The organism is Grimontia indica, from assembly GCF_000333895.2.
Lineage (GTDB): Bacteria > Pseudomonadota > Gammaproteobacteria > Enterobacterales > Vibrionaceae > Enterovibrio > Enterovibrio indicus.
Genome location: NZ_ANFM02000047.1, coordinates 1 through 24935, shown reverse-complemented (window position 1 = coordinate 24935; position 24935 = coordinate 1). Strand labels below are relative to the sequence as shown.

The 24935-nt window shown below is 47.8% G+C and carries 25 protein-coding genes; 7 read left to right on the top strand and 18 right to left on the bottom strand.

Annotation, left to right across the window (positions count from 1 at the left end; translation table 11 throughout):
- The first annotated feature begins 44 nt into the window (after positions 1-44).
- The 3 genes from D515_RS21870 (at position 45) to D515_RS21860 (ending at position 3236) form a co-directional block, all read left to right on the top strand.
- Positions 45-2000: an ATP-binding protein gene (locus tag D515_RS21870; RefSeq protein ID WP_002541749.1), complete on the top strand. Its 1956-nt coding sequence runs from the start codon at positions 45-47 to the stop codon at positions 1998-2000.
- On the top strand, positions 1997-2497 hold the full coding sequence (locus D515_RS21865) for a response regulator (protein WP_002541748.1): 501 nt from the start codon (positions 1997-1999) through the stop codon (positions 2495-2497). The genes D515_RS21870 and D515_RS21865 overlap by 4 nt, the downstream gene beginning before the upstream one ends.
- A 181-nt stretch (positions 2498-2678) precedes the next feature.
- Complete coding sequence (locus D515_RS21860; RefSeq protein ID WP_002541746.1) at positions 2679-3236, top strand: outer membrane beta-barrel protein; 558 nt, start codon at positions 2679-2681, stop codon at positions 3234-3236.
- Between the two features lie 74 nt (positions 3237-3310).
- On the opposite strand, the gene D515_RS21855 is transcribed toward D515_RS21860, so the two are convergent.
- The 4 genes from D515_RS21855 to D515_RS21840 all read right to left on the bottom strand — a co-directional run bounded on the left by D515_RS21855 (position 3311) and on the right by D515_RS21840 (position 6079).
- Entirely contained in the window at positions 3311-3688 is a 378-nt protein-coding gene (locus D515_RS21855; RefSeq protein WP_002541745.1) for a hypothetical protein, read from the bottom strand.
- Positions 3689-3707: 19 nt separating this feature from the next.
- On the bottom strand, positions 3708-4157 hold the full coding sequence (locus tag D515_RS21850) for a TetR family transcriptional regulator (protein WP_002541743.1): 450 nt from the start codon (positions 4155-4157) through the stop codon (positions 3708-3710).
- Positions 4158-4390: 233 nt separating this feature from the next.
- Positions 4391-5362 carry a DNA-binding transcriptional regulator DsdC gene (dsdC, locus tag D515_RS21845; protein ID WP_002541742.1) on the bottom strand — a complete coding sequence of 324 codons (972 nt, stop codon included), beginning with the start codon at positions 5360-5362 and terminating at the stop codon, positions 4391-4393.
- 132 nt (positions 5363-5494) lie between these two features.
- Positions 5495-6079 (bottom strand): TfoX/Sxy family DNA transformation protein, encoded by a 585-nt coding sequence (locus D515_RS21840; protein WP_002541741.1) that lies wholly within the window; start codon positions 6077-6079, stop codon positions 5495-5497.
- Positions 6080-6533: 454 nt separating this feature from the next.
- Between D515_RS21840 and D515_RS21835 the strand changes: the two genes are divergently transcribed.
- Both D515_RS21835 and D515_RS21830 read left to right on the top strand, forming a co-directional pair.
- Complete coding sequence (locus D515_RS21835) at positions 6534-7454, top strand: HDOD domain-containing protein (protein WP_002541739.1); 921 nt, start codon at positions 6534-6536, stop codon at positions 7452-7454.
- A 119-nt stretch (positions 7455-7573) separates the two neighbouring features.
- Positions 7574-8473, top strand: coding sequence for a LysO family transporter (locus tag D515_RS21830; RefSeq protein ID WP_002541738.1), 900 nt, complete (start codon positions 7574-7576; stop codon positions 8471-8473).
- Between the two features lie 81 nt (positions 8474-8554).
- Here D515_RS21830 and ptsG read toward each other — a convergent pair whose 3' ends face one another.
- The gene (ptsG, locus tag D515_RS21825; RefSeq protein ID WP_002541737.1) at positions 8555-9988 is read right to left on the bottom strand and encodes a PTS glucose transporter subunit IIBC; all 1434 of its coding nucleotides are present in this window, start codon (positions 9986-9988) and stop codon (positions 8555-8557) included.
- A gap of 479 nt (positions 9989-10467) precedes the next feature.
- Between ptsG and D515_RS21820 the strand changes: the two genes are divergently transcribed.
- Positions 10468-13248: a M16 family metallopeptidase gene (locus tag D515_RS21820; protein WP_002541736.1), complete on the top strand. Its 2781-nt coding sequence runs from the start codon at positions 10468-10470 to the stop codon at positions 13246-13248.
- 54 nt (positions 13249-13302) lie between these two features.
- Here the strand turns inward: D515_RS21820 and D515_RS21815 are convergent, their stop codons facing one another.
- The 13 genes from D515_RS21815 to yceD all read right to left on the bottom strand — a co-directional run bounded on the left by D515_RS21815 (position 13303) and on the right by yceD (position 23847).
- Positions 13303-14079: a TatD family hydrolase gene (locus D515_RS21815; RefSeq protein WP_002541735.1), complete on the bottom strand. Its 777-nt coding sequence runs from the start codon at positions 14077-14079 to the stop codon at positions 13303-13305.
- Between the two features lie 81 nt (positions 14080-14160).
- On the bottom strand, positions 14161-15129 hold the full coding sequence (gene holB, locus D515_RS21810; protein ID WP_002541734.1) for a DNA polymerase III subunit delta': 969 nt from the start codon (positions 15127-15129) through the stop codon (positions 14161-14163).
- Positions 15119-15754, bottom strand: coding sequence for a dTMP kinase (gene tmk / locus D515_RS21805; RefSeq protein ID WP_002541731.1), 636 nt, complete (start codon positions 15752-15754; stop codon positions 15119-15121). Before tmk ends, holB begins: the two co-directional genes overlap by 11 nt.
- The gene (mltG, locus tag D515_RS21800) at positions 15751-16764 is read right to left on the bottom strand and encodes an endolytic transglycosylase MltG (RefSeq protein ID WP_002541730.1); all 1014 of its coding nucleotides are present in this window, start codon (positions 16762-16764) and stop codon (positions 15751-15753) included. The genes tmk and mltG overlap by 4 nt, the downstream gene beginning before the upstream one ends.
- Entirely contained in the window at positions 16761-17570 is an 810-nt protein-coding gene (pabC, locus tag D515_RS21795) for an aminodeoxychorismate lyase (protein WP_002541729.1), read from the bottom strand. Before pabC ends, mltG begins: the two co-directional genes overlap by 4 nt.
- 103 nt (positions 17571-17673) lie before the next feature.
- Complete coding sequence (fabF, locus tag D515_RS21790) at positions 17674-18912, bottom strand: beta-ketoacyl-ACP synthase II (RefSeq protein ID WP_002541728.1); 1239 nt, start codon at positions 18910-18912, stop codon at positions 17674-17676.
- Positions 18913-19010: 98 nt separating this feature from the next.
- On the bottom strand, positions 19011-19247 hold the full coding sequence (gene acpP, locus D515_RS21785) for an acyl carrier protein (protein ID WP_002541727.1): 237 nt from the start codon (positions 19245-19247) through the stop codon (positions 19011-19013).
- A gap of 157 nt (positions 19248-19404) precedes the next feature.
- Entirely contained in the window at positions 19405-20139 is a 735-nt protein-coding gene (fabG, locus tag D515_RS21780; RefSeq protein ID WP_002541726.1) for a 3-oxoacyl-ACP reductase FabG, read from the bottom strand.
- Between the two features lie 58 nt (positions 20140-20197).
- On the bottom strand, positions 20198-21121 hold the full coding sequence (gene fabD / locus D515_RS21775; protein ID WP_002541725.1) for an ACP S-malonyltransferase: 924 nt from the start codon (positions 21119-21121) through the stop codon (positions 20198-20200).
- Between the two features lie 13 nt (positions 21122-21134).
- Positions 21135-22100 carry a beta-ketoacyl-ACP synthase III gene (locus tag D515_RS21770; protein ID WP_002541724.1) on the bottom strand — a complete coding sequence of 322 codons (966 nt, stop codon included), beginning with the start codon at positions 22098-22100 and terminating at the stop codon, positions 21135-21137.
- 5 nt (positions 22101-22105) lie between these two features.
- Complete coding sequence (gene plsX / locus D515_RS21765; RefSeq protein WP_002541722.1) at positions 22106-23131, bottom strand: phosphate acyltransferase PlsX; 1026 nt, start codon at positions 23129-23131, stop codon at positions 22106-22108.
- Between the two features lie 9 nt (positions 23132-23140).
- Positions 23141-23311, bottom strand: a complete 171-nt coding sequence (rpmF, locus tag D515_RS21760; protein WP_002541721.1) for a 50S ribosomal protein L32 — start codon at positions 23309-23311, stop codon at positions 23141-23143.
- Positions 23312-23316: 5 nt separating this feature from the next.
- Positions 23317-23847, bottom strand: a complete 531-nt coding sequence (gene yceD / locus D515_RS21755) for a 23S rRNA accumulation protein YceD (RefSeq protein ID WP_002541719.1) — start codon at positions 23845-23847, stop codon at positions 23317-23319.
- 244 nt (positions 23848-24091) lie between these two features.
- Here yceD and D515_RS21750 point away from each other — a divergent pair, with 244 nt between their 5' ends.
- On the top strand, positions 24092-24676 hold the full coding sequence (locus tag D515_RS21750) for a Maf family protein (RefSeq protein ID WP_002541717.1): 585 nt from the start codon (positions 24092-24094) through the stop codon (positions 24674-24676).
- The last annotated feature ends 259 nt before the right edge of the window (positions 24677-24935 follow it).

The following is a 24935-nucleotide window of genomic DNA, read 5'->3' as shown; positions in this document are numbered from 1 at the left end:
CAAAGCGATACACTCACAAAAAATAGAGATTTAACGGTAAACGCATGAATTCCAATGTCATCCTATGTCTGGACGACGACCCTTCTGTATTGGCGCAAATTGAACGCGAATTGGCTGGTTTTACCGAAACCTTCGACCTTATCTGTGCCGACAATGCTGCGGCCGCCAGTGAAATATTAGAGCAACTCCATCGGGAAGATCGCCGGGTCTCCCTTTTCATTTGCGACCACACACTGGGAGAAGATGAAGGTATCAACCTTCTGATTAATATCGATAATCATCCTGCCTCTCATGGTGCCCGAACCGTGCTGCTTAACGACCAGCCGGATTTGGAAAAAATCATGCAGGCCGTCAACGAAGGGCGATTGAACTATTGTCTCACCAAGCCTTGGGCGGACAATGAAATCAGTGAGTTGGCAAAAAAAGAACTCACGCAATTCGTGTTGGAATTTAATACAGACGATCTTCTGCAGTACTGCAACACACTGGATCAACGCCGGTTGTTGGATGCTCACATCGAGAAGAAACTGGCTTCCTATCGCAGCGGCTTTATCGAATCTTCACTGGGCGTCTCGGACGAAGAACTGTCGAAGCAGCTGATTGATGGCATATCGGATTACTTCGAGCAAAGCAGTGAGCACAACGTTAGTCGTCTTTACAGCGAAGACCATATTCTTACCCATGAAGACAAACCCAACTCATTCCTTTGGTTTGTGGTGGAAGGTGAAGTCGCGCTGCTCAAACGCGATGAAACTGGCGCATCACATGAAGTGGCAAGGCTTGGCCAAGGCAGCTTGATCGGCGGTATGTCTTTCGTTACTGGCGATGTCTCTTTCTCTACGGGCATTACGCTTCAGCCAACCAAAGTGTTGAAGCTCAACAGAAATCTGTTTTCCCAAGTGATGCAGGCCCGCAATGACTTATTGCCTCTGTTTTCTAATTATCTGCTTCGCCACTTTAACCGTCGCCTGAAACGCAGTATTACAACTGAAGTGAAACTGCAGCAAACACTGCAATCGCTGGAATTGGCGCACAAGCAACTTATCGAGAAAGAAAAGATGGCGATGCTTGGGCAACTGGTCGCCGGTGTCGCCCATGAGCTCAATAACCCGGTTTCTGCGATTTTACGCAATAGCGAAACCCTTCGCGATAACATTGGCACCCTCATTAATGTTGAGCTCAATACCCAAGCGCGCGAGAAAGCGAATCAAATCATGGCGGAAGCTCTGCTCTCTCGTCCGATGTCGACAGCCGATGCCCGCAAACTCACCAAAGACGTTGAGCCGCTTGTGGGTAACCGCAACCTCGCCAGAAAAGCCGTCAATATGGGATTGGATAATCCTGATGATGTGGCGTTCTGGACGAAGGCATTGGGCAATGAGTTCCAGCACACCCTCAATCAATGGGACATGTTCTATCAAGCAGGCAGCTTGCTTCGCTCGACCAATGTCTGCGCAAGACGCATCGCCGATATGGTGAAAAGCCTGAAAACCTATGCCCGTCAGGACGACGAAACCATGCATGAAGTTGACATTCACGAAGGCATTGAAGACACCTTGGTGATGTTCGAGAACCAGCTAAAACGCATTACACTGGTGAAAGATTATGGCGAGTTACGCCCTATTCGCTGCATGCCCATTGCATTGCAACAGGTCTGGACCAACCTGATTTCCAATGCGCTGGATGCTGTGGGGCAAAATGGCGAGGTCGAAGTCAGAACCCGTGAAACCGTTTATCGCAGCCGCAAAGCCGTCAAAGTCACTGTGATGGATAACGGTGTCGGTATTCCTGAAGGAATCAAAGATAAAGTCTTCGAACTCAATTACACCACCAAGCGTGAAGGCCATTTCGGGCTTGGTATTGGGCTTTCTGTCTGTCGCCAGATTGTTGAGCATCATGGCGGTGCCATTAACGTCAGTTCGTCACCGGGCGAATTTACAGCGATGACAGTGACCCTTCCCTATTCTCCCCTTATCGCGCCATACATGGAGGACAAATGAGTAAGTACCTTATTTTATGTGTAGACGATGAACGCGATGTTCTGGATAGCGTGGTAAACGACATTTCATCGCTGGAAAGCCATTTTGTCATTGAAGCGGCAGAGTCTGTCGCAGAGGCCAAAGAGATTTTGGCCGAAGCCAGCGCCGATGAGTTGCGGTTAGCTCTCATTCTCTGTGACCACATTATGCCGGAAGATCTTGGCGTGGATTTCCTGATTGAGCTGAATAGCTCGGCGGAAACCCAAAAGGCCAGAAAGCTGTTACTAACCGGACAAGCTGGGTTGGAAGAAACCGTTCAGGCGGTCAATCACGCCAGTCTGGATTACTTTATCGCCAAACCTTGGAGCGGCGATACGTTGCAACAAGTGGTGATTGACCAGCTCACCACCTTTGTTATTGAGAACGATAGTAATCTGCTCCCTTGGGTAAGTGTGTTGGATGCGGAACGTATTATGGAAGCTATCAGCAATAACCGTCTGAGCTACTCTGACAACTGAATCGACACTTAGGGTGACCAGACCCGAATTCCTGACATTCAATGTCGTGAGTGGTCAAAAAACCAGCCTTTTAAGTACAAAATAACGGTCATAGCGCCAGATTAAGGTGCTATGCTGTTGTTTCGCAAAAGCGACTTCTATTAGAATACGCACACAATATTTTCTTCACGAGACCCTTTTGATGCGCAAAACCAAGATTGCCGGTATTTTGCTGGCTGCCGCGACTTCTGCTGGCTTCTCTGCTGCAAGTGCTGCTAACGACACAACCATGAGCAACTTCAGCTACGACTACTTTGAAGCTCGCGTTGGTATCAGCCCAGTCACTTACGGTGTTGGTTTCAGCACTTCGATTCACCCGAATGCGCACATCCGCGCCGAAGTCGACACTGAGTTCGAATCTGATTTCGATACCACTGCAGCAATCGGTTTCCATGCGCCAGTAAACAACTGGGCAGACGTCTATGGTGAGCTGGGTCTTCGCACCATGAAGCAGCGCGGAAAATACAACCACGACACAGAGTTTGGTGTGGAAGTAAACCTGGGTCTTCGTCAGTGGCTGACTCCACAACTGGAAGTAGGTGCTGAAATTGGTCACCTTTCTATCTCAGACGATGATGACATTTTCGGTTCTGTGAATGCTCGTTTCCACGCGACTGAGCTTTTCTCTATCGGTTCTCAGCTGCGCTTCAATGAAGCTTACGGTGACCAGTTCATGTTCACCACCCGCTTCAAGTTCTAAGCGACGGAACATTTAAAAAGGCCTCTCAAATGAGAGGCCTTTTTTCTAGGTTCTGTTGACCTTAGGTGATAACTCTATTGGCAATCCACCACATTGAAACCCTGAGGTGTGTCTTCAGTGATCAGCGTTGCGACAGGCTCATAACCCATGGAAGCGGCCAAGTCTTCATAACGTGCATTGATGGTGTGAACCAAAATATCACCGGTTTTTCCACCACACATCTGGGCAAATCCCATCCCTTCCAACACTCCACATTGTGAAGAGATAAGATCAACGCCGCTATTTCTCAGCAAGCTCTCACTTTCAAAGATACTCATGCCTGACGATTCACACTGAACCGCACCCTTGGTTTTATACACTGTGATTTCTTCTGCGGGCTTGATGGCACAACCTGTCAAGATAACTGCGAGAGCAGCTCCTGACGCCAATCCTCTCAGACCGGTTTTTCTCATTACCTAGCTCCTGAAATGATTATTCAATGTCGATTTCTAATAAGTAAATTGCTGATAAGCCGATAAGCTCAATGACCATGGGCTGGCCAAATTGCTCAATCAGTTTGGAAACACCAAAGGCAACTTTTTGTTTGCCTTGGTCACCACCATTCACCGCACCCAATAGATAACGGATGCAGTTAGAGAATTGGGTTTCAGAGAGCGCTTCAATCCAGGTTCGTTTAATAGAATCACTGTCAGTCGTGTCGATTTGGCTGGTGACGTAAGCCAGTACCTGCCCTTGAAATGCACTCACCATATCCTCTTTTGTCGGCACGACACGTTGGATACCGCTTCGGCTCAGTCCGGTTCTTTTGGCGATAGAGCCGTAAGTGACAGCATCCCAACCTTGTTCCATAAAGATTTCAACGATGGTGCGATAGATAAGCGCCTCTGTTTCTAAAGCGCCTTGCTTGGTGTTCTTCGCCATTATTCCCTTAAACCCACCCAAATCAGCGCTCAGCGCTGGGTTACATAGCCATCGCGCTGTTGCTCGCGCGTTTATCTTCAGATAGCTCACATCCCTAATCGCAAATGTTACCTGATTTCGCAGCGGTTTTTTATATTTAGCCGTCACTTTATGTGGCGAATCCAAGTTTACGCCGACGTGACTTAACCTGATGACAGGATAACCATGCAGCACTGCCCAATTGATAAGTGAAGTTAGGCGTCATTCAGCACGCTTAACTGGCTGTCCAACCATTGTTTGAATGCCAGTATCTTTGCGTTTCCCTGATGTTCTTCCCGATAGACCAGATAGAAGCTGTAGGGTGACTTAACAGGTCGATCTACCGGTGCAACCAATCTTCCGGACATCAGATAATCCTGTATGTAAGCCATGCGGCCTATCGCAACGCCCATACCGCATGTTGCTGCATCCAAAGCAAGATCTGCCCGATCAAAACTATGGTTGGTGCCATTGAGTTCAAGCCCGTTAGCATTGGCCCAATAAAGCCACTCGTCGCTGAGACTGGCGCTTGCCCAAGGGGCCGCATCATGCAAAAGCTGGCACTGAGCCAGTTTCTCTGGGTTGTCGAAAAGCGAATGGCGCTCTGCATATTCAGGGCTGCAAACCGGCACGATGGCATCATCCATCAGGTGATGGCTGATTAGACCGTTATAGCGTCCATGGCCAAAGTAAATTGCACAATCAAAAGCTTCGGCTTTGAAATCGATAAGATCGTTTCGGGTTCTGAGATGTAAGGTGACATCTGGGAAAGCCTCCGAAAATTGGGCAAGTTTTGGCACTAACCACTTTTGTGAAAACGTCGGCGGGGCTGAAATAATGAAATCGCCAAAAGGCTTGGCCCGATTGAGTTCAAGGAGTTTAAAGCTGATGGCAGAAAACTGTTCGGTTACCACCAACTTTAGCTGCTCACCTTCGTTGGTAAGGGATAAATGGCGGGGTCTTCGAACAAACAATGACACTTCCAGTCGCTGTTCTAGTTTCTTAATCCGGTGACTAACCGCACTCTGTGTCAGGTGGAGCTCTTCAGCTGCGCGTGTGAAGCTCATGGTTTCAGCCACGACAGAGAAACAGTGCAACCCGGCAAGTAAGGAAGAAGAAAGCTGAGGCAATTTCATTGTTTTATTTTGTTTTTTGGGTGATACCGAGACTTTAGCAATAATCACCATTTGGGTACACCTAGCCAATCAACAGGCGAGATTCATCACTTGAAATAACAGATCTGGTTTTAACCCTAAAACTCTAAGATACAGGCATAAAAAAAGCCGCTTTAAGCGGCTTTTTGGGCATTGAGATATAAGTTAGATTGCGCGAAGTAGTTGTTGTTTGGTTTCTTCGCTCAGCAATGTCCAGTGAGTACCGTTTTGGGCACCAGCGAACATCCAAAGTAATTTCACGTCGACATCGTAACCGTGTGCTTCCTGCACTTTACGGAACAATTCTTCCGGGCTCATTGAGAAGAAGGTATCTACATCTTCTACGCCCGCTTTTTTAAGCATACGCTCAATGGTCAAACGCAAGTTGGGTAAATCGCGCAGACGCTTGTTGAGCTTGGAGTCGCGGTATTCTTTCTCTGCTACCGAATTCTCTACGGACTTTTTTACCATCACATCTAACCCCTGATCCTCCGTTTCGTAAAGATCAGTGATGTCATAGTAGTTCACGATAGCGGTAGAGCTTTTCTTAACGTGAACGAATTTCTTGCACTCTTTGTCGATGAGATTTTGCGTTAGGTCGTTACCACCACGCAGGTAAATACGGTCTTCCTTAACCAGTGCGAACATAGCTCCGCTCACGAAGAAGCCAGTTCCACCGAACATTGAACGTTTTTCAGTCTCGCCAAACTGCGACAAGTACTCTACAAAGCCACTTTTAACTTCCAACACGTGTGCCTCCTTTCTCCCCAAAAAATAAACCAAAAAGTTTCGGTTTAAATATCGTAATTTCTCAACGCGAATTAATGATGACGCATTAGGGCATAGAAAACCATGCACCAGATCACCCAACACCGAAAACTGTAGCCATTTTGCAACATCCGTCACGGTTATTGGATGTAATTTTTATGTTTATATCATGTTAATTGAGCGGTTACACTCGCAAATTGTTACGTTTTTTTGCAGGGATATTTCTTCACAAACGTTAGATTACTTCAAAAACTGGCACTTACAGCTGATCAATCTTGCGTTTTATCTACTAATAAGATTGTCAGCCAGCACACTGCATGGATAGCTATACAAGAAAGGGGATAAAGTGCCTTTCGTTCAAATTTATCAACAGATGTATTTCAATTAAAACACGAGACAATTACTATTAACTCAGCGTTCTTTCGAGTCTAAAAAGATGGATCATCTATCGTTATTCTGGGTCTCCCCTGACCGTGAAAAATACCTCAGAGCCATAGAAACTGATTTTTTCCAGCGTGTTTATCGCAAGCTGAAAGATGGCACTCTTGAGCTTCCTCCCATTCCTGACGTCGTCGTTAATCTCCAGCGCGCCTGTAATCAGCCCAATACAACCGTGCGTGATGTTGCAACGCTCCTCCTGGATGATGCCACATTAACCGCGGCTGTGATTCGCTCTGCAAACTCAGCGGTATTTAGCCCACGCACCAATCGTCCTTGCCATGACATCAACATGGCTGTATCCCGTTTAGGCATTCAACGCGTACTCGGCATTGCAACCGCTCATGCGATTCAAACCTTGAAAACCAACTCCCCTTTCAGCAAGGAATGTAATGCCCTTCTGAAAAAAAGCGCGACGTCGTCTCGGGAGTTTGGCTCCACCATGGCACTGCTATGCCAAAAGGTGCGTGGTTATGATGAAGAAAACCTCCATCTCGAAGTCGAAAAGTCCCTGTTAATTGGCCTATTGGCTGACATTGGTATTTACAGCGCGGTGAAGGCGTTTCACGACTACACAGAAGAAGGTAACTATCTGGATTTTGAAATCGCCAGCCACGTCTTTTTCACTGTCAGTCGTGAAGCCAGTCGTTTCATCCTTAAAAGCTGGGGCTTCGATTTAGACTTTGTGGAAGTGTCGCTCAACCGCCGGATCAGAAAAGCCAGCGAAGACGTTTCTTATCTGGATGTCGCTAAGATGGCGAATCATTTGTTGATGTTCAGAGCCAAAGATGAAGACATTGATGAGCATGAAGTAGAAATCACGTTGGCAGGCGCTGAAGCGCTCTATGAGCTGTCGAATTTGAATGAAAGAGACTTCCGAAGTCAACTGAATAACATCATCGATAACTGTGGTTTTTAATGCCGGCATTCCAGCCCCCACTGAAATTTTGACCTAGTTTTCGCACACAGATTGACCTGATTGGATCGCGACTGATACTCTCATCGCGATTTCTTTTTTATCAATAAGGTCTTACGCGAATGCTTCCCGGCATGCTTTATATCTTCCTGCCTCTGGTCGTTGGCTATTTCATTACGATCAAAAAGGCATCCTTGCTCGAAAAAATCAATCGTTCCACGTCCCATCTTGTCTTTGTCATTCTTGGCTTAATGGGACTCAGCCTTGCTGCGCTGGATAACCTTTCCAGCAACCTCAATCAGATCCTACTTCTTGCAATCACCTTCTTCTTTTGTATCGGAATTTTTAACCTTTTAGCCCTGCCGCTTTTAGATAAGGTACTCAAAACTAAAACCGAACAGCACAAACGTGAAGTACCGATTACTGCTATGGCAAAGGAGTCCATCAAACTGGTGTTTGTCGTGGGTGGTGGCCTCATTCTCGGATTAGTTCTTCCAATTCCTTTGGATTGGGTAGATCCTGCCAGCGAAGGTATTCTGCTTATTCTTCTTTTCCTGATTGGCATTCAGCTTCGTAACAGTGGCATGACGCTAAAACAAATTATTCTGAACAAGAAAGGACTGAGTGTTGCGCTGATTGTCATCGTTACTTCCTGGCTGGGTGGGCTTCTCGCTGCTTGGATTCTCGACCTTCCCTACAACTATGGTTTGGCGATGGCTTCCGGCTTTGGTTGGTATTCTCTGGCGGGGATTTTGATGGGTGATGCGCTTGGTCCTGTTTATGGTGGCGCCTCATTTATGCTGGAACTTTCTCGCGAGCTTGTCGCGATTATTCTTATTCCTCTGCTTATTGCCCGTTACCCTCTCACCGCTATCGGTTACGGCGGAGCGACCTCAATGGACTTTACCCTTCCAATCATTCAAACCACGGGCGGCGTGAAGTGTGTACCTATTGCTATCGTCAGTGGGTTTATCCTGAGCTTACTGGTTCCGATACTCATGTTGTTCTTTGTCGCTCTATGATGAATAACGCGACGAGATGACAAAGAAAAAGGAGAGCCGAAGCTCTCCTTTTTTAATAGCGAGGGGGAACGCTATTATCAATTAGTTGTTACGGATCCACTCGTCCATGTCTGATTTCAGGTTGTCAGACTTGGTACCGAAGATAGCCTGAACACCGCCACCAGCCATTACTACGCCAGCCGCACCCAGTTTCTTCAGTTGGTCTTGGTCAACTTTATCAACGCTTGCTACAGCGACACGCAGACGTGTGATACAAGCATCCAAACCAGTGATGTTATCTTTACCACCGAAAGCCATTACCAGGTTCTTCGCCATTTCAGATTCAGAACCCGCAGCCGCTGCTGTAGTTTCATCTTCGTCTTCACGACCTGGAGTTTTCAGGTCCAGCTTAACGATGGCAACGCGGAATACGATGTAGTAGAACACTGCGTAGCACAGACCCAGGATTGGGAACAGCCACATTTTCTGAGAGTTCGCAGACAGCACCACAAAGTCAATCAGACCGTGTGAGAATGACGTACCATGAACCATACCCAGCATGTTGGTCAGTACGAATGCAGTACCTGCCAGAATTGCGTGGATAACGTACAGAACTGGTGCAACGAACAGGAATGCAAACTCGATTGGTTCGGTGATACCTGTCAGGAATGAAGTCAGCGCTGCTGAAACCATGATACCACCCACTTTCGCGCGGTTTTCTGGTTTCGCGGTGTGCCACATTGCAATCGCTGCTGCAGGCAGGCCATACATCTTGAACATGAAGCCACCAGCCAGCTGACCGAAGCCATTACCTGCTGCGCGAGAGGCCGCGTCTGCTTCCAGGTAACAAGTCAGTACACCAGTACGCGCTTCGCCTGCAGCGTTCACACATGAGCCTGCTTCGAAGAAGAAAGGTACGTTCCAAACGTGGTGCAGACCAAATGGGATAAGAGAACGTTCAACGATACCGTAGATACCGAATGCTGCTACTGGGTTCTGGTTAGCTGCCCAGTGTGAGAATGCACCGATTGCAGCGCCGATTGGTGGCCAGATAACAGAAAGCAGCAGTGCCAGACCGATAGCACAGAAGCCGGTCATGATTGGAACAAAGCGCTTACCCGCAAAGAAGCCAAGGTAGTCAGGCAGTTGGATACGGAAGAAGCGGTTGAATGCCCAAGCGGCCACACCACCAACCAGAATGCCACCAAGCACACCAGTATCGATCTTCTCTACACCCATCACTTGTGCCATCACGCCCAGCGTGGCAGCCATGATGCCGTAACCAACGATTGCAGCTAGACCTGCAACACCGTCGTTATTGGTAAAGCCAAGTGCAACACCTACTGCAAACAGCAGTGGCATTTGGCCAAATACCGAACCACCGGCACTTTCCATGATTTGTGAAACAACAGAAGGCAGCCAGCTAAAGTCGGCAGCACCAACACCCAGCAAGATACCCGCAACCGGCAAAACCGATACAGGCAGCATCAGCGCCTTACCGACTTTTTGCATGTTCGCAAACAGGTTTTTAAACATAAAAACGCTCCTGATTAATATTGAGTTGCTTTTAAACTCAAACCGATGCGAGTTCTCGACAACCCAGTAACTTATGTAATTCGCTGAGTAATATAAGACTGCTCAGTTACAGTGACTACGTAACACGATTTTGTTGTTCAGAAAGTAAATATAGATCACACACAAAACAGTCTAGTTAGCACTTTTGATACTCTGTAAGCTTATGATTTAAATGGATTTAAATAAATATCGAGCTGAGATTGATTGATCTTCGTTCAACAAAATTTTGTTTCACTTTAAGTTATTTAATGTAACGAAATTAGTACTAAGTAACCTCTCTCCGTTACAGTGGGACTTATCACTTAACCCTATGTATTTGTTAATCTTTCATTGCTATACATTTACACCATGTATAGCTCGCAAACCCAGTCAGTTACTTTCAGTCCGATCTCTGCTTTGCCGTATATTTTCAGTTCAGTTCTGGCTAGACAGGAATAAAGATGAAAATAATAAAACGCTTTGCTTGCTTGATGTTGGTGGCTCTTGTCACCGGCTGTCAAAGCACTTTGATTGATCAGCCATTCAGTGCCGATAGCAGTTGGCAGACCCAGACATTAGAGAATGGATTGATTGTTCACATTAAGGAGTTGCCCAACCAAGCCGTATCCACACGCTTCATGGTTCGCACAGGTTCAAGAGACGAGGCTGAAGATCAGAAAGGTTACGCCCACTTCCTGGAACATATGGCGTTCAATGGCAGCGAAGCCTTCCCTAAGAATGAAATTGTCTCGCTGTTTGGCGACGAAGGTGTGGCTTTTGGTCAACATCTCAACGCGTTTACTTCATACACTCATACCGTCTACGAGGTAGACCTTCCTTCAAATGAGAAGCTCTCTGATACTTTGGCTTGGTATCGGGAAATCGCGACTTCACTGACGTTGGACCCCGAAGAGATCACCAAGGAACAAGGTGTAGTGTTAGGGGAGTTTCGCTTTTCTTTTCAGGGTCACAGCGACGCAAGCAGCGCCGATTTTGAAATCTATCGACTGATTGCCGAACAGCTATATAACGTCGACGAGGATGTCCTTGGTACCGAAGATAGCATCCGAAATGTCTCTGAAAATCGATTAAGAGATTTCTATCAAACCCACTACACACCAAGCCGCAGCGAAATTTTCATTGCAGGTGATGTCGATGCAGCTTCAACCCTCAAAGAGATCAGCGCACTCTTCGCGACCTGGACGGCGACAGATCAACAGGCTCCAATCCATAAAGTCTCTCCGCTAAGCCGTGGAGAAAACAGTTTCGTTCAGGTGAATGATGTTTCATTCCCCTCCACGACCTTGCTGTTTGATTTGGGCGAAAACCCAATGGAGACCGCAGCTGACTTTGAAAACTTTGCTGCCGCTAGTATTTTGTCGAATGCTATCAGCACACGCTTGAATGACCGTGCCAGAGATCTTGATGCTCCTGTACAAAGCACTCATGCACAATTGATTCAGTGGGTTGAGCGAACGATTCTTAGCATTCAGGTTTCTTACGAAACGTCGAATCAACTGGAAGCAATGCTGTTTCTTGGCCAAGAACTGGCCACCTTGCGTGATCAGGGACTGAGTACGCCAGAAATTGAGGCTCAAACCAGTGATTTCCTGAAGCTTGAGTCAACATTCGCTGACAACTATACCGCACGTAATTATGCCGAAGACCATGTCTTTTTCCGCATGATAGGCAGGCAGACTTTGTCACCGGAGACCTACAAGTCATTGTCGACCGTCTTCGTCAACCGTGCAGATAAAGCCTGGTTCAATAAAGAACTCAAATCATTGCTCTCGACTAAGGATGTACAATCGCTCGTTGCATTAGAACATCACATCGACCCTACTGAGCAAGTAAAGCAGGAACAACTGGCTTTAATTGCTGATATGCAAAAGGCGTTCAAGCAGACCGGTAATGTGTTAGTTCTGCCAGACGTGGTTTCGGACTTCCCTCAGCCTGACAAAACCGGTGAGATTGTGGCGATACAAGATCTCGATGCCAACACCACCGAATGGCAACTCAGTAATGGCGTTACTGTGTACCTGAGACACATGCCAAACTCAGGCGATGATGTTCATGTATATGCCGGTTCTAAAGGTGGCCTGGCAGCACTTCCGCCCTCCTTGCGCCCTGCGGGTCTGTTGATGCCGGGCGCTTATTCTGAAAGTGGTCTTGGCGGGCTCTCGTTCAATGACTACAACCGACTGATGGTCAAAGAGAATGCCTATATAGAGCCTATGGTATGGGAACACCTACATGGATTTTATGGTAGCTCCACCAAAGCCTCTTTACCCTTAGTGCTTGCTTCCATGTTCCAAGGCTTCCAGCACGCCATGCTGGACGAAGAGATGTTCGAACGCCATAAAGCGCAATTCATCAAGAATAACCGTCAATATCTTGAGTCCGTTGATGGTAAAGCACTGATGGCCGTCTCAAATGAAATCTATGATGAGAATTCAGTTCGCCACACTTTAACGCCTGAGGATTACGAAAAAGTCGGTGCTAATGATGTGGTAAAGGCTTACGACAACCTGATGAAAACCAATCGAGGGATTGTATATGTCATCGCTGGAGATATCGCTGTCGATGAATTCAAACCCCTTGCCCGAACTTATCTCGCTGGCATGACGTTCAAAGACTTGCCGTCTGAAGGCCTCTATGACGTGAAGTTAGAGCCGAAAAAAGACGAACTCACCATTGCTTTTGGTCCCAAAGGTAACAATGTGGAGCTGTTTACCATGTTCGCCCGGGATGCGGAGAAAAAAACCACCAAAGACTATTTCCTGGCTGATATTGCGGGACGCATTCTTACCACTCGCCTGACAGAACAAGTCCGAGAGACAGGGAGTTTAGATTATTCTCCCTACTCGTTTGTGGTGTGGCCTGAAGGTGCAGATACTCAGCAATTACTTATTGTCATGAGCTCTTCAATCATAAAACGAAAAGAGGCACGAGATGCGCTGAATAAGATAGCCGACTCTATTGGACATGGAGCGACACCAGAGGAATTCAGCAGTACCTCCAAGCAGTTATCTCATGCTCTACAAGATGGATTATCACAACCACAAGAGCAGGCGCGGATGATGTTTAATTATGTGCTCGCAGATGCGGACCCTCTGGCAGTGGTTAACCCTGACAGCGTCATTGACGCATTAACACAAGAAGATATAAACCAATATCTGAAAGCATTTACGTCAAAATCCGCCATCCGGATAGACGTGACAAATTTGCCGTCAGCACCATAAATGCGAAAAGCCGGGGATATATAATCCCCGGCTTTTCGTTATATTTACCTATTATCACTTTTTCGCCTGAGAAAACAGCTTAAAGAAGTTCTCTGTGGTGACCTTGGCCACTTCATCGCCAGATACGCCTTTCAGCAGTCCCACATATTCTGCGACTTCACGCACATACGCAGGCTGGTTTTCCTTGCCACGGAATGGAACTGGTGCCAGATAAGGCGAGTCCGTTTCTACCAGCAGTCTTTCCAATGGCAGGCGACGCACTACGTCTTTCAGTTCAGAGGCTTTGTTAAAGGTAACAATGCCTGAAATAGAAATGTAGAAGCCCAGCTCAATCGCTGCTTCTGCCATTTCGTAGCTTTCGGTAAAGCAATGGAGAACACCACCGACTTTCTGCGCATTTTCTTCACGTAGAATTTGCAGCGTGTCTTCACGTGCCATACGGGTATGGATAATCAGAGGTTTGTTCAACTCCACTGCCAAACGAACGTGCTGACGGAAAGCGTCTTTCTGCTTTTCAGCCAGTTCAGGCTGGTAGTGATAATCCAGACCTGTTTCACCAATCGCGACCACACGATCATCTGAAGCCAGCGCTTTCAGTGTGTCGTAATCAAAGCCTTCTTCGATATCCAGTGGATGAACACCACATGACGCGAACACATTATCGAACGGGCGAATCAACTCCATCATTTTTGGGAAACTTTTCAGCGTCACACCCACAGACAGCAGATAATCTACGCCGCGCTGTTTGGCGTTATCCACCACTGCGCCTACATCAGCGTGTAAATCTTCGTAGTTGAGTTTGTCGAGGTGACAATGCGAGTCGACTAGCACGTCTTTTTCTCCGATAGGTTTCTGACTAAAGCGGACGATTATACGATATTTGAAGCGGGATAGCTCACCATCCCGCGCTATTTAGGAAGCAGTAAATTCTGTCAGCCAGCGGCTGATAAGGAGCTCACTGTTGAGGCCGGTATGCTTTGAAAGCTCGGCTTTCAAGCGGTTCAGGGCCATCAGTTGTGACATGACTTTTGCCTGTGGTAAGGCCGACGCTAAGTTCTGGACAGTTTTCATATCATCACAGTGGACAATCGCTTCATCTGAGCCTTGCTGCACCTTGATGATATCCAGCATAAAGAAGCTCAACCATTGCAGTCCTTCCTGTTGCGCCTTGACGATAAGGTCAGTGACAGAAAAAAGGCCCTGCTTCTTAGTTACAAACTCAGCAAACGCATCGATTAATGCCTTGTGCTTACCGACGCTACCATCTTCAATAAATGCTTTTGCCGCTAAAGGTGCCCCGCGGTTAATACGCAGCACTTGCAGAGGAACAGACTCAAACAACTCGCCTTCAACCCAACGCTTCACCACTGATTCTTCCGGCAGTTTGGGTTTCCACTTATTACAGCGGCTGACAACCGTCGGTAACATGGTGTCCATCGATTGTGATAGGAGAATGAAGTGACAGTGCGATGGTGGCTCTTCCAGTGTTTTCAGCAGTGCGTTGGCGGCCGCTTCACCCATTCGGTCCGCATTTTGAATCAAAATAACACGTTGGCCTCCAAGCTGAGAGGTTTCCCACGCGTATTGATTGCCTGCACGAACCGCATCGACACCCAGTTGTTTGCCTTCAGATTCTGGTTTCAACCAGTGGAAGTCTGGGTGCGTATCAGCATCAAACAATTGGCAGCTATGGCACATGCCGCAAGGCTCAGTGACCCCATTCTTACAAAGAATGGTTTTCGCCAGGATGGCAGCAAGTTCTATCTTGCCGCTTCCTTTTGGTGCGCTCAGAAGCACAGCGTGATGCAAGCGATCCTGACCGAGCAATTGCTGCCAGTTTTGCCAGATTTCCTGATGCCAAGGATACAGCTTAGCCTGCATGATTCAGCCAGTTCTCCAGTGCCTTGCGAATATCTGCCGATACTGCGTCAATGTCCTGCGAAGCATCGATAATCACAACGCTGTCATCAGACTCTGCCAGCTCAAGGTAACGAGCACGGGTACGATGGAAGAAGTCCAGCTTCATCTTTTCAATCCGATCCAATTCGCCACGTGCTTTTGCACGTTGAAGGCCAATTTCAGGGTCAAGGTCAAGATACAGCGTAAAGTCAGGACGGAAGTCGCCCAATACAGTGTCGCGAAGGTTCTGCATCAGAACCTGATCGAAGCCGCGACCACCGCCTTGATATGCTTGTGATGACATATCATGACGATCGCCCACCACGCAAGCACCTCTAGCAAGTGCTGGCTTGATGACGTTATCAACCAATTGAATGCGTGCCGCGTAAAGCAGCAGCAGCTCCGCCATATCTGTTAAAGGCTCATCGGGGTGCCCCTCTTTCACCAATGCACGCATCTGCTCTGCGAGTGGCGTTCCACCTGGCTCGCGGGTGGTTTCAATGTCTGAAATACCTTGGGTTTTCAGTGTCTCGATAACGTTGCGGATTGCTGTGGTTTTACCCGCGCCTTCCAGACCTTCAACGACGATAAATTTTCCGTTACTCATTGGCTTCTTAATACTTTTAAATACTCTCTCACTGCGCGGTTATGCTGTGCGAGTGTTTTGGAAAACGTATGGCCACCATAACCGTCGGCCACAAAATAGAAATATGGGGTATCTGCAGGGTTTGCTGCAGCAATAATAGACGCTTTACCCGGCATTGCGATTGGCGTTGGTGGCAAGCCGAAAATTACGTAGGTGTTGTATGGCGTTGGGGTGCGTAAATCTTTCTTACGTATGTTGCCGTCATAGCTGTCACCCATGCCGTAAATGACCGTTGGGTCAGTTTGCAGACGCATTCTCTTATTTAGGCGGTTAACAAAAACAGAAGCGACTTTTCCACGCTCTTTATCAACTGCTGTTTCTTTCTCGATAATAGACGCGAGCGTCAACAAATCGTAAGCCGACTTGATGGGTAACCCTTCCTGACGCGAACCCCAAGCTTCATCCAGTGCAGCTTGTAACTGGGTTGCGGCACGTTTCAGGATGGAAAGCTCACTTTGGCCAGCTACATAGTGATAGGTCTCAGGTAAAAGCAGACCTTCTACTTTTTCACCTTCCAACCCGAGTTTTTCTGCAATTTGTGCTTCAGTCAGTTCGGCAGTGTCATGGGTCAGGTAATCTGTTTCCGCCAGTTGCTCACGCCACTCTTTAAAGGTGCTGCCCTCTACAAAGGTAATGGTGAACTGGTGTTCTTTTCCAGAACGCACTAAAGCAAAAAGCTCAGCAAGACTGATACCAGGCTGAACCTGAAAAGTGCCCGCTTTCAGTTTGGTCAATTCCGGATGGGTTTTCGCTGCCCAACGCGACCATTGAGAGGCATCAATAACGCCATCTGAAACCAGTTTGCGAGTGAATGAGTGATAGTTTGACCCTTCAGGTACATTCACCAACAAGGTTTCTGTCGGTTTAATATCACTGTTAACGTAATTTTCGATTTGGGTGTAAGCCCAATATGCGCTGCCGGCAGCCGCCAGCGCTAAAAACAATACAATCAGCGCAAGTTTCTTAATCACACATCCAACCTTAAGGCGATCGCGCTAGAAGCATCGAAGTCGCGGTAGTTTTTCCCTTCAAGACAGTGAACAGGCACGACACCCATTACTGCGTTTGTTATGAATATCTCGTCTGCTTTCAGCAAACTGTCAGGCGTTTCCAATACTTCCTTGGTGGCGTAACCCAGCGCTTGGGCCACTGAGATAACCTGAGCCCGCATAGTACCAGCAACACCGGAAGTAGTAAGTAAAGGTGTGTACAAGGTTTGGTCAATCCGCCAAAAAATATTTGAGGCTGAGGTTTCAATGACATGTCCGTTCATGTCACAGGCTATACCATCCTCTGTGCCACAGTTTTCGACCTCTCGCTTGAGCATGACTTGCTCTAGGCGGTTAAGGTGTTTGAGGCCTGCTAATGGAGATTGGCCAATACGTTGTTCCAATAGAGACAGTGAAATGCCCGTTTTCCGCCAGGACAGATACTGTGTTGGAAATGGATGAGATGAAACCGTCACTGTTGGCTTGTTGCAACCCGCCGCACTATAGCCACGACCGCCAGAGCCTCTGGACACAATGACTTTCAGTATTGCCCTTTCAGTACCTTTAAGTGAATCAGCAACAGTGTCGACCCACTGATATAACGATGACCAATCTACGCCTTCAATGTGCAGCGCAGAAACGTTTTGCTCGAGGCGCGCTTTATGTCGACCCCAGTCACAAGCCTGACCATTTTTCACCAAGACAGTGGTGAACACACCATCACCATACTGAAATGCCCGGTCACTGAAAGCTACGGTATCTACTTGCTGTCCATTTATGAGGATCATCCGTATTCCCTGTACAATAAAAAACGGCTCGGTCACAAGTCCCGAGCCGTTGCATTCTATCAAAAAAACCTTCTTCGCCAAAAAGTCAGGCGAACAAAAAGACTTAGACTTTCTTGAAGATAAGTGAACCGTTGGTGCCACCGAAGCCAAATGAGTTACACAGCGCGTAATCCATCTTCACTTGACGTGCTTCATGCGGAACGTAGTCAAGGTCACAGCCTTCGTCTACGTTGTCCAGGTTGATTGTTGGCGGTACTGCTTGGTCAACCAGTGACATCGCAGTGATGATTGCTTCAACAGAACCCGCTGCACCCAGAAGGTGACCCGTCATAGACTTGGTAGAAGATACCAGCGCCTTGTCCGCAGCAGCGCCAAGCGCCAAACGAATACCTTTGGTTTCAGCAACGTCACCAGCAGGCGTTGATGTACCGTGTGCGTTGACGTAACCAATTTCTTCTGGAGAAATGCCCGCGTCGCGGATAGCGGCGGTCATCGCCAGTGCACCACCTGAACCGTCTGCGCTTGGCGAGGTCATGTGGTAAGCATCGCCACTCATACCGAAGCCAACCAGCTCACAGTAGATTTTCGCGCCACGCGCTTTAGCATGCTCGTACTCTTCGAGAATCATCATGCCTGCACCGTCACCCAGAACAAAACCGTCACGGTCTTTGTCCCAAGGGCGTGATGCTGCTTGTGGGTCATCATTACGGGTAGACAGCGCTTTCGCTGCTGCGAAGCCGCCAATACCCAGTTCAGTCGATGCTTTTTCTGCACCACCTGCAACCATTGCGTCAGCATCGCCGTATGCAATCATACGAGCTGCGTGGCCAATGTTGTGCAGACCAGTGGTACATGCGGTCGAGATCGCGATGTTTGGACCGCGAAGACCGTAATTAATAGAAACGTGACCGGCGATCATATTTACGATGGTCGACGGTACAAAAAATGGGCTGATTTTGCGTGGGCCTTTTTCGACATACGCACGGTGGTTAGTCTCAATCAGACCAAGACCACCAATACCAGAGCCGATGGCTACACCAATTCGGTCTGCATTTTGTTCTGTGATCTCCAGACCAGAATCTTTAAGTGCTTGCACACTTGCTGCGATGCCGTACTGGATGAACAGGTCCATTTTTTTGGCATCTTTCTTAGAGATGTAATCTTCACTGTTGAAATCATTAACCAGACCAGCAAACTTGGTTGCAAAATCGGTGGTATCGAAGTGAGTGATACTCTGGATACCGCTCTGGCCAGCCAGCAGCGCTTTCCAAGATGATTCAACGGTGTTACCTACAGGCGATAACATCCCCATGCCAGTGACAACAACACGACGCTTAGACACGATGATATTCTCCGGAGAAAGGTGTTATTACGAAATTTCGGGGGTGGTATAAAAAACTCAGGCGGTCAAGGTGACCGCCTGGGAGGATCTTGTTCCGATTACTCAGAAGCGCTAACAACGTAGTCGATAGCCGCTTGTACAGTAGTAATCTTCTCTGCTTCTTCGTCTGGAATCTCGGTATCGAATTCTTCTTCCAGAGCCATTACCAGCTCAACGGTATCCAGTGAGTCTGCGCCCAGATCGTCAACGAAAGATGCTTCGTTTTTAACTTCTGCTTCGTCTACGCCCAGTTGCTCAACGATGATTTTTTTTACGCGTTCTTCGATGTTGCTCATATTAATACTATTCCTTACAAGATTCGCAGATGCGATATGTGCAGTAGTTTATTCAATAACGTGGAAGTTGCAACACCCGAAATGCTGGTCAAACCACGATTTGGCTGATAAACCATCGGATTTTGACCTGAATCATTTAGAGGTGCAACTTTATTGTTTAAATCATGTACATGCCGCCGTTGACATGCAGTGTTTCACCCGTGATATACGCTGCATCATCTGATGCAAGGAATGCGACAGTCGCCGCAATTTCACGTGGATCACCCAGACGACCTGCCGGTACCTGAGCCAATGTCGCTGCACGCTGATCATCGTTCAGCGCTTTAGTCATATCGGTTTCGATGAAACCTGGGGCCACAGTATTTACAGTAATCCCACGTGATGCAACTTCACGTGCCATAGATTTGGTGAAGCCCACAACTCCAGCTTTAGCTGCAGCATAGTTTGCCTGACCAGCGTTACCCATGGTGCCCACCACTGAGCCTACGTTGATGATGCGGCCTTTACGCTTTTTCATCATCGCGCGAAGCACGGCTTTCGACATGCGGAAGATAGACGTCAAGTTGGTGTCCATAATGTCCTGCCACTCATCGTCTTTCATTCGCATCAGAAGGTTGTCACGAGTAATACCTGCGTTATTTACCAGAATATCAATGTCACCAAACTCTTCTTTAATTGCTTTCAGCACTTCCTCAATGGATTCAGCGGAGGTTACGTTAAGTGCATAACCTTTGCCATTTTCACCCAGATACTCACTAATTGCTGAGGCACCGCTCTCAGAAGTTGCAGTACCTACAACAGTTGCGCCTCGCTCAACCAGAAGTTCAGCAATTGCACGGCCGATACCGCGGCTCGCACCTGTTACAAGAGCAATTTTACCGTTCAGGTTCATCAGTTATCGTTCCTTTATTAAACAGCCAGCTTTCGCTGGCTGTGAATCCCAGAATTTATTACTTAGCTGCTTCCAGAGAAGCTGAATCATTTACCGCTGCCGCGCTCAGACGTTTGTCGATACGCTTAGCCAGACCGGTCAGTACCTTGCCTGGGCCCATTTCCAGCAGTAATTCAACACCTTCATTCGCCATTTTTTCACAACCTTCAGTCCAACGAACTGGACCATAAAGCTGTCGAACCAACGCGTCTTTGATCGCTGCAGGATCCGTTTCGGTTGCCACATCGGCATTGTTGATCACTGGAATGGAAGGCGCTGAGAACGTAAGCTCTTCCAAAGCTACCGCCAGTTTATCTGCAGCGGGCTTCATCAATGCACAATGCGAAGGTACAGACACTGGCAGCGGTAGTGCACGTTTTGCACCCGCGGCTTTACACAGCGCATTTGCTCGCTCAACCGCTTCTTTATTACCTGCGATAACAACCTGGCCAGGTGAGTTGAAGTTAACCGGAGAAACTACCTGCCCTTCTGCCGCTTCTTCACAGGCTTTCGCGATCGCGTCGTTATCAAGGCCAATAATCGCAGACATGGCACCAACACCTGCAGGAACCGCTTCTTGCATCAGTTGTCCGCGTAGTTCAACCAGCTTCACGGCTTCCTTGAAGTCAATCACGCCTGCACAAACCAGTGCAGAGTATTCACCCAGGCTGTGACCTGCCATCACTGATGGTTGTGCACCACCCTCTTGTTGCCACACTCGCCAAATAGCGACAGAAGCCGTCAGCAATGCTGGCTGAGTACGGTGAGTTTGGTTTAAGTCTTCCGCAGGACCGTTTTGAACCAAAGCCCAAAGGTCATAGCCGAGCACTTCAGATGCTTCTGCAAATGTTTCTTTAACAACGGCAAACTGTTCGCCAAGTTCTGCCAGCATGCCCACAGCTTGTGAACCCTGGCCCGGAAAAACCACAGCAAAGTTAGACATAGCGTATTCCTTATTAAAATTTGATCAAAGCTGAACCCCAGGCGAAACCACCGCCAAAGGCCTCAAGCAAAATCGTTTGGCCGCGCTGAATGCGTCCGTCTCGTACTGCTTCATCAAGCGCAGTAGGGACGGAAGCGGCCGACGTATTGCCATGCTTATCAAGCGTGATCACTACCTGATCCATCGACATCGCGAGTTTCTTCGCCGTTGCCTTGATAATGCGGTAGTTGGCTTGGTGAGGAACAAGCCAGTCGATTTCTGACTTGTCCATTTGATTTTCATCCAGCGTCTCTGCAACGATGTTTGCCAGTTGGGTCACTGCCACTTTAAACACATCGTTACCCGCCATGTGAAGCCAAGAGTCAGCTTCTACAGGGCTACCCGCTTTCGCACGCTGAGGAAATTTGACTTTCAACAGGTCACCAAATTTACCATCTGCACGAAGGTGCGTTGAAATGATGCCTGGCTCTTCGCTGGCCCCAATCACAGCCGCACCGGCACCATCACCAAACAGGATGATGGTTGAACGGTCTTCTGGATCGCAAAGGTGTGATAGACGATCTGCGCCGATCACCAAAGCGTTGCGCGCCATTCCTGATTTCACATATTGATCAGCCACGCTCAGCGCATAGACAAAACCAGAACAGGCCGCAGCAATATCAAATGCAGGGCAGCCACTGATCTCCAACATGGCCTGCACATCACAAGCTGCTGCAGGGAATGCACTCTCACCACTGGTAGTGGCAACAATAATCAGGTCGATGTCCTGCTTATCAATGCCCGCCATGTCGATAGCCTGACACGCAGCGTGATAACCCATGGTCGCAACAGTTTCTTGCTCGTTGGCAATACGACGCTCTTTAATACCAGTACGCGCAGTGATCCACTCGTCGCTGGTATCTACCATTTTTTCGAGATCCGCATTGGTGCGGATTTGCGCAGGCAGATAGCTGCCTGTGCCTAAAATCTTACTGAACATGAAGACTAATAATGCCTCTCGAGTAGTACGGCTTCCAAACGGTCACATATTTTATTAGGTAGTTGCCGTTCGACTTCGTGTACCGCTTCTCCGATAGCATGTTGGAAAGCGGAAATATCAGCACGTCCGTGGCTTTTAACTACAATGCCGCGCAATCCTAACAGACTTGCGCCATTGTACTGGTCGGGGTTCAGGTGTTTGAGCCGATTAAACAGCCCACCAAATAACCATTTAGCCACCAGTTTCTTAAACGGATTCGCCAAAACATGCATTTTTAGGCTTTCTAAAAACAGTCTGGCGACACCTTCACTGGTTTTCAGGCTTACATTGCCGACAAATCCATCGCAGACAATCACATCGGCTTTTCCGGTATAAAGCTGATCGCCTTCTACATAACCGATATAATTCACTGCAGAGCACTGCTGCAGCATCTCTGCACAGCGCTTAACTAAATCATTTCCTTTGATCTCTTCTTCGCCGATATTCAGCAAACCCACTGATGGCTGATAGCCCAGCTGCTCTTCAGCCAGTACTGAACCCATCACGGCGAACTGAAATAAGGTATCAGCATCAACCGAGACATTCGCGCCCAAATCCAATAGCCAACTTTGCTGGTTGCCCATGGTTGGCAACTCGGATATCAGAGCAGGACGATCAATGCCCGGAAGCAACTTAAGAAGAGAACGGGAAAGTGCCATTAACGCGCCAGTGTTTCCTGCGCTCACACAGGCATCTGCCTTTCCTTCTGCAACCAGTTCGAGAGCGATACGCATCGAGCTGCCTTTGCTTGAACGCAAGGCTTGCGAAGGACGTGTGTCATTGGCGATAGAAGATTCCGCATGAACAATCGAAATGCGGGGATTATTTTTTTGATCCAGCGATACGAGCTGGCGGGTGATCTCGGATTGATCACCGACGAGTACCACTTTTAACGAGGGGAAATGCAACAATGCCTGCACGGAGGCAGGCACTGTTACTTGAGGACCGAAATCCCCGCCCATCGCATCAAGTGCAATGGTTAGACCTGTCAAGGCTCAACCTTACTTGTTGATTACCTTGCGGCCACGGTAGAAACCGTCAGCAGTCACGTTGTGACGCAGGTGAGTTTCACCAGAAGTTGCATCTACAGACAGAGCTGAAGTGCCCAGCGCATCGTGTGAACGACGCATACCACGCTTAGAACGGGTTTTACGGTTCTGTTGTACGGCCATTGACCCTACTCCTCGTTACTTTGCTTTAAGTTTTTCAAAACGGCAAATGGATTCGGACGCTCATCAGCAAGCGGGATTTCCCCGAATACCATACCATCGGAATCGACTTCGCAGTCTACTTCGTCGTGCATGGCAACCTGTGGCAGAGCCACAATCAACTCATCTTCGATAAGTTGAAGCAGGTTAATCTCACCATTTTCGTCGACTAATGCCGGCTCATAAGCATCCGGTAAATTGCCAACCTGATCTTCATTGAAAACCGGGCTGTAAATAAATTCGACTTCACAATGATGCGGGAAGGCTTTCCAACAACGCTGACACTCTAAATTGACGTCGACCTTGGCGTTTCCGCGTACAATCTTCAGCCCTTGAGCATCAATGTCAAACGAAAGCTTCACTTCAGCATCACTGATTACACCTTCAGTTGCCTCAGCAATACGCTCCAGTTGCTTCACAGCGATGATGCCATCGTAGTCAAGTCGCTTTTGCGCACTTCTAAACGGGTCAACCGTTAGTGGTAGCTTTACCTTTTGCATAGGGCGCGAATTCTAGCCTCCAATGTAGCCTGAGTCAAAGAAATTTATGCCTTTACTTCTATTCAAGCGCTTCAAAAGCCCGAGAAAAAGAAAAAAGGTTATTTTCTGTTCAACAGGTACTTAGCAATTGAGAACATCGAATGGACATTGGTATGAAACGACACCCAAGCCCACTCGCCTCCGCAAGTTTAAAACATTACACTTGCCCACGTATACGAATATTCTGGTAAAGGATCATCGTTAGATGAATAAACAAACAATTGTGCTGGCTTCTGGATCCAAGTACCGCCAGGCATTACTTCAAAAACTTGGCTTACCTTTCGTTGCCCACTCACCGGATATTGATGAATCTGCTAAAGAAAATGAGCCTCCGGCTGATTTAGTGAAGCGACTCTCATTGGAAAAAGCACAGGCATGTCGAGATGCACATCCAGGATCGATCATCATAGGATCTGATCAAGTTTGTGTGATCGATGGAAAGATTTTGGGCAAACCCCATACAGAAGCAAAGGCCATTGAGCAGCTAATGGCGGCATCGGGAAAGCATGTCACCTTCTATACGGGATTAACTTTGTTGAATGCTGACTCCGGAAAAGCACAAACAGATCTAGAGCCTTTTCATGTTCACTTCAGAGAATTGAGTAAAGAGGAAATCACGCGCTATGTGCAAAGAGAACAACCGCTTGATTGTGCAGGTAGCTTTAAATGCGAAAGCCTTGGCATAGCTTTATTCGATAAGCTAGAAGGACGAGACCCAAACACCCTGGTTGGCTTGCCTTTGATTCGCCTATGCGAAATGCTCCGACAGGAAGGAATCGAAGTCCTTTAGCCTTTTATACCCAAACGACCTGAAGATGCTCGCATTCAGAGGGCATCAATGCGTTCAATTCGAGGAAAATTTTATGAGTAATAGTCATTCTATTTCCGTGGAATTTAACGAAGAAGTGGGCGCATTGAGGGCCTCCCTTCGGGCGAGTTGACTGACGCCTTGCTCGTTGTTGTTCCTTTTTGATGGAGGTGACTACACCTACAAAGGAACGCCGCGATCACAACGCCAGTCAATCTCGCTGAATCCTGCATCTTCAGGT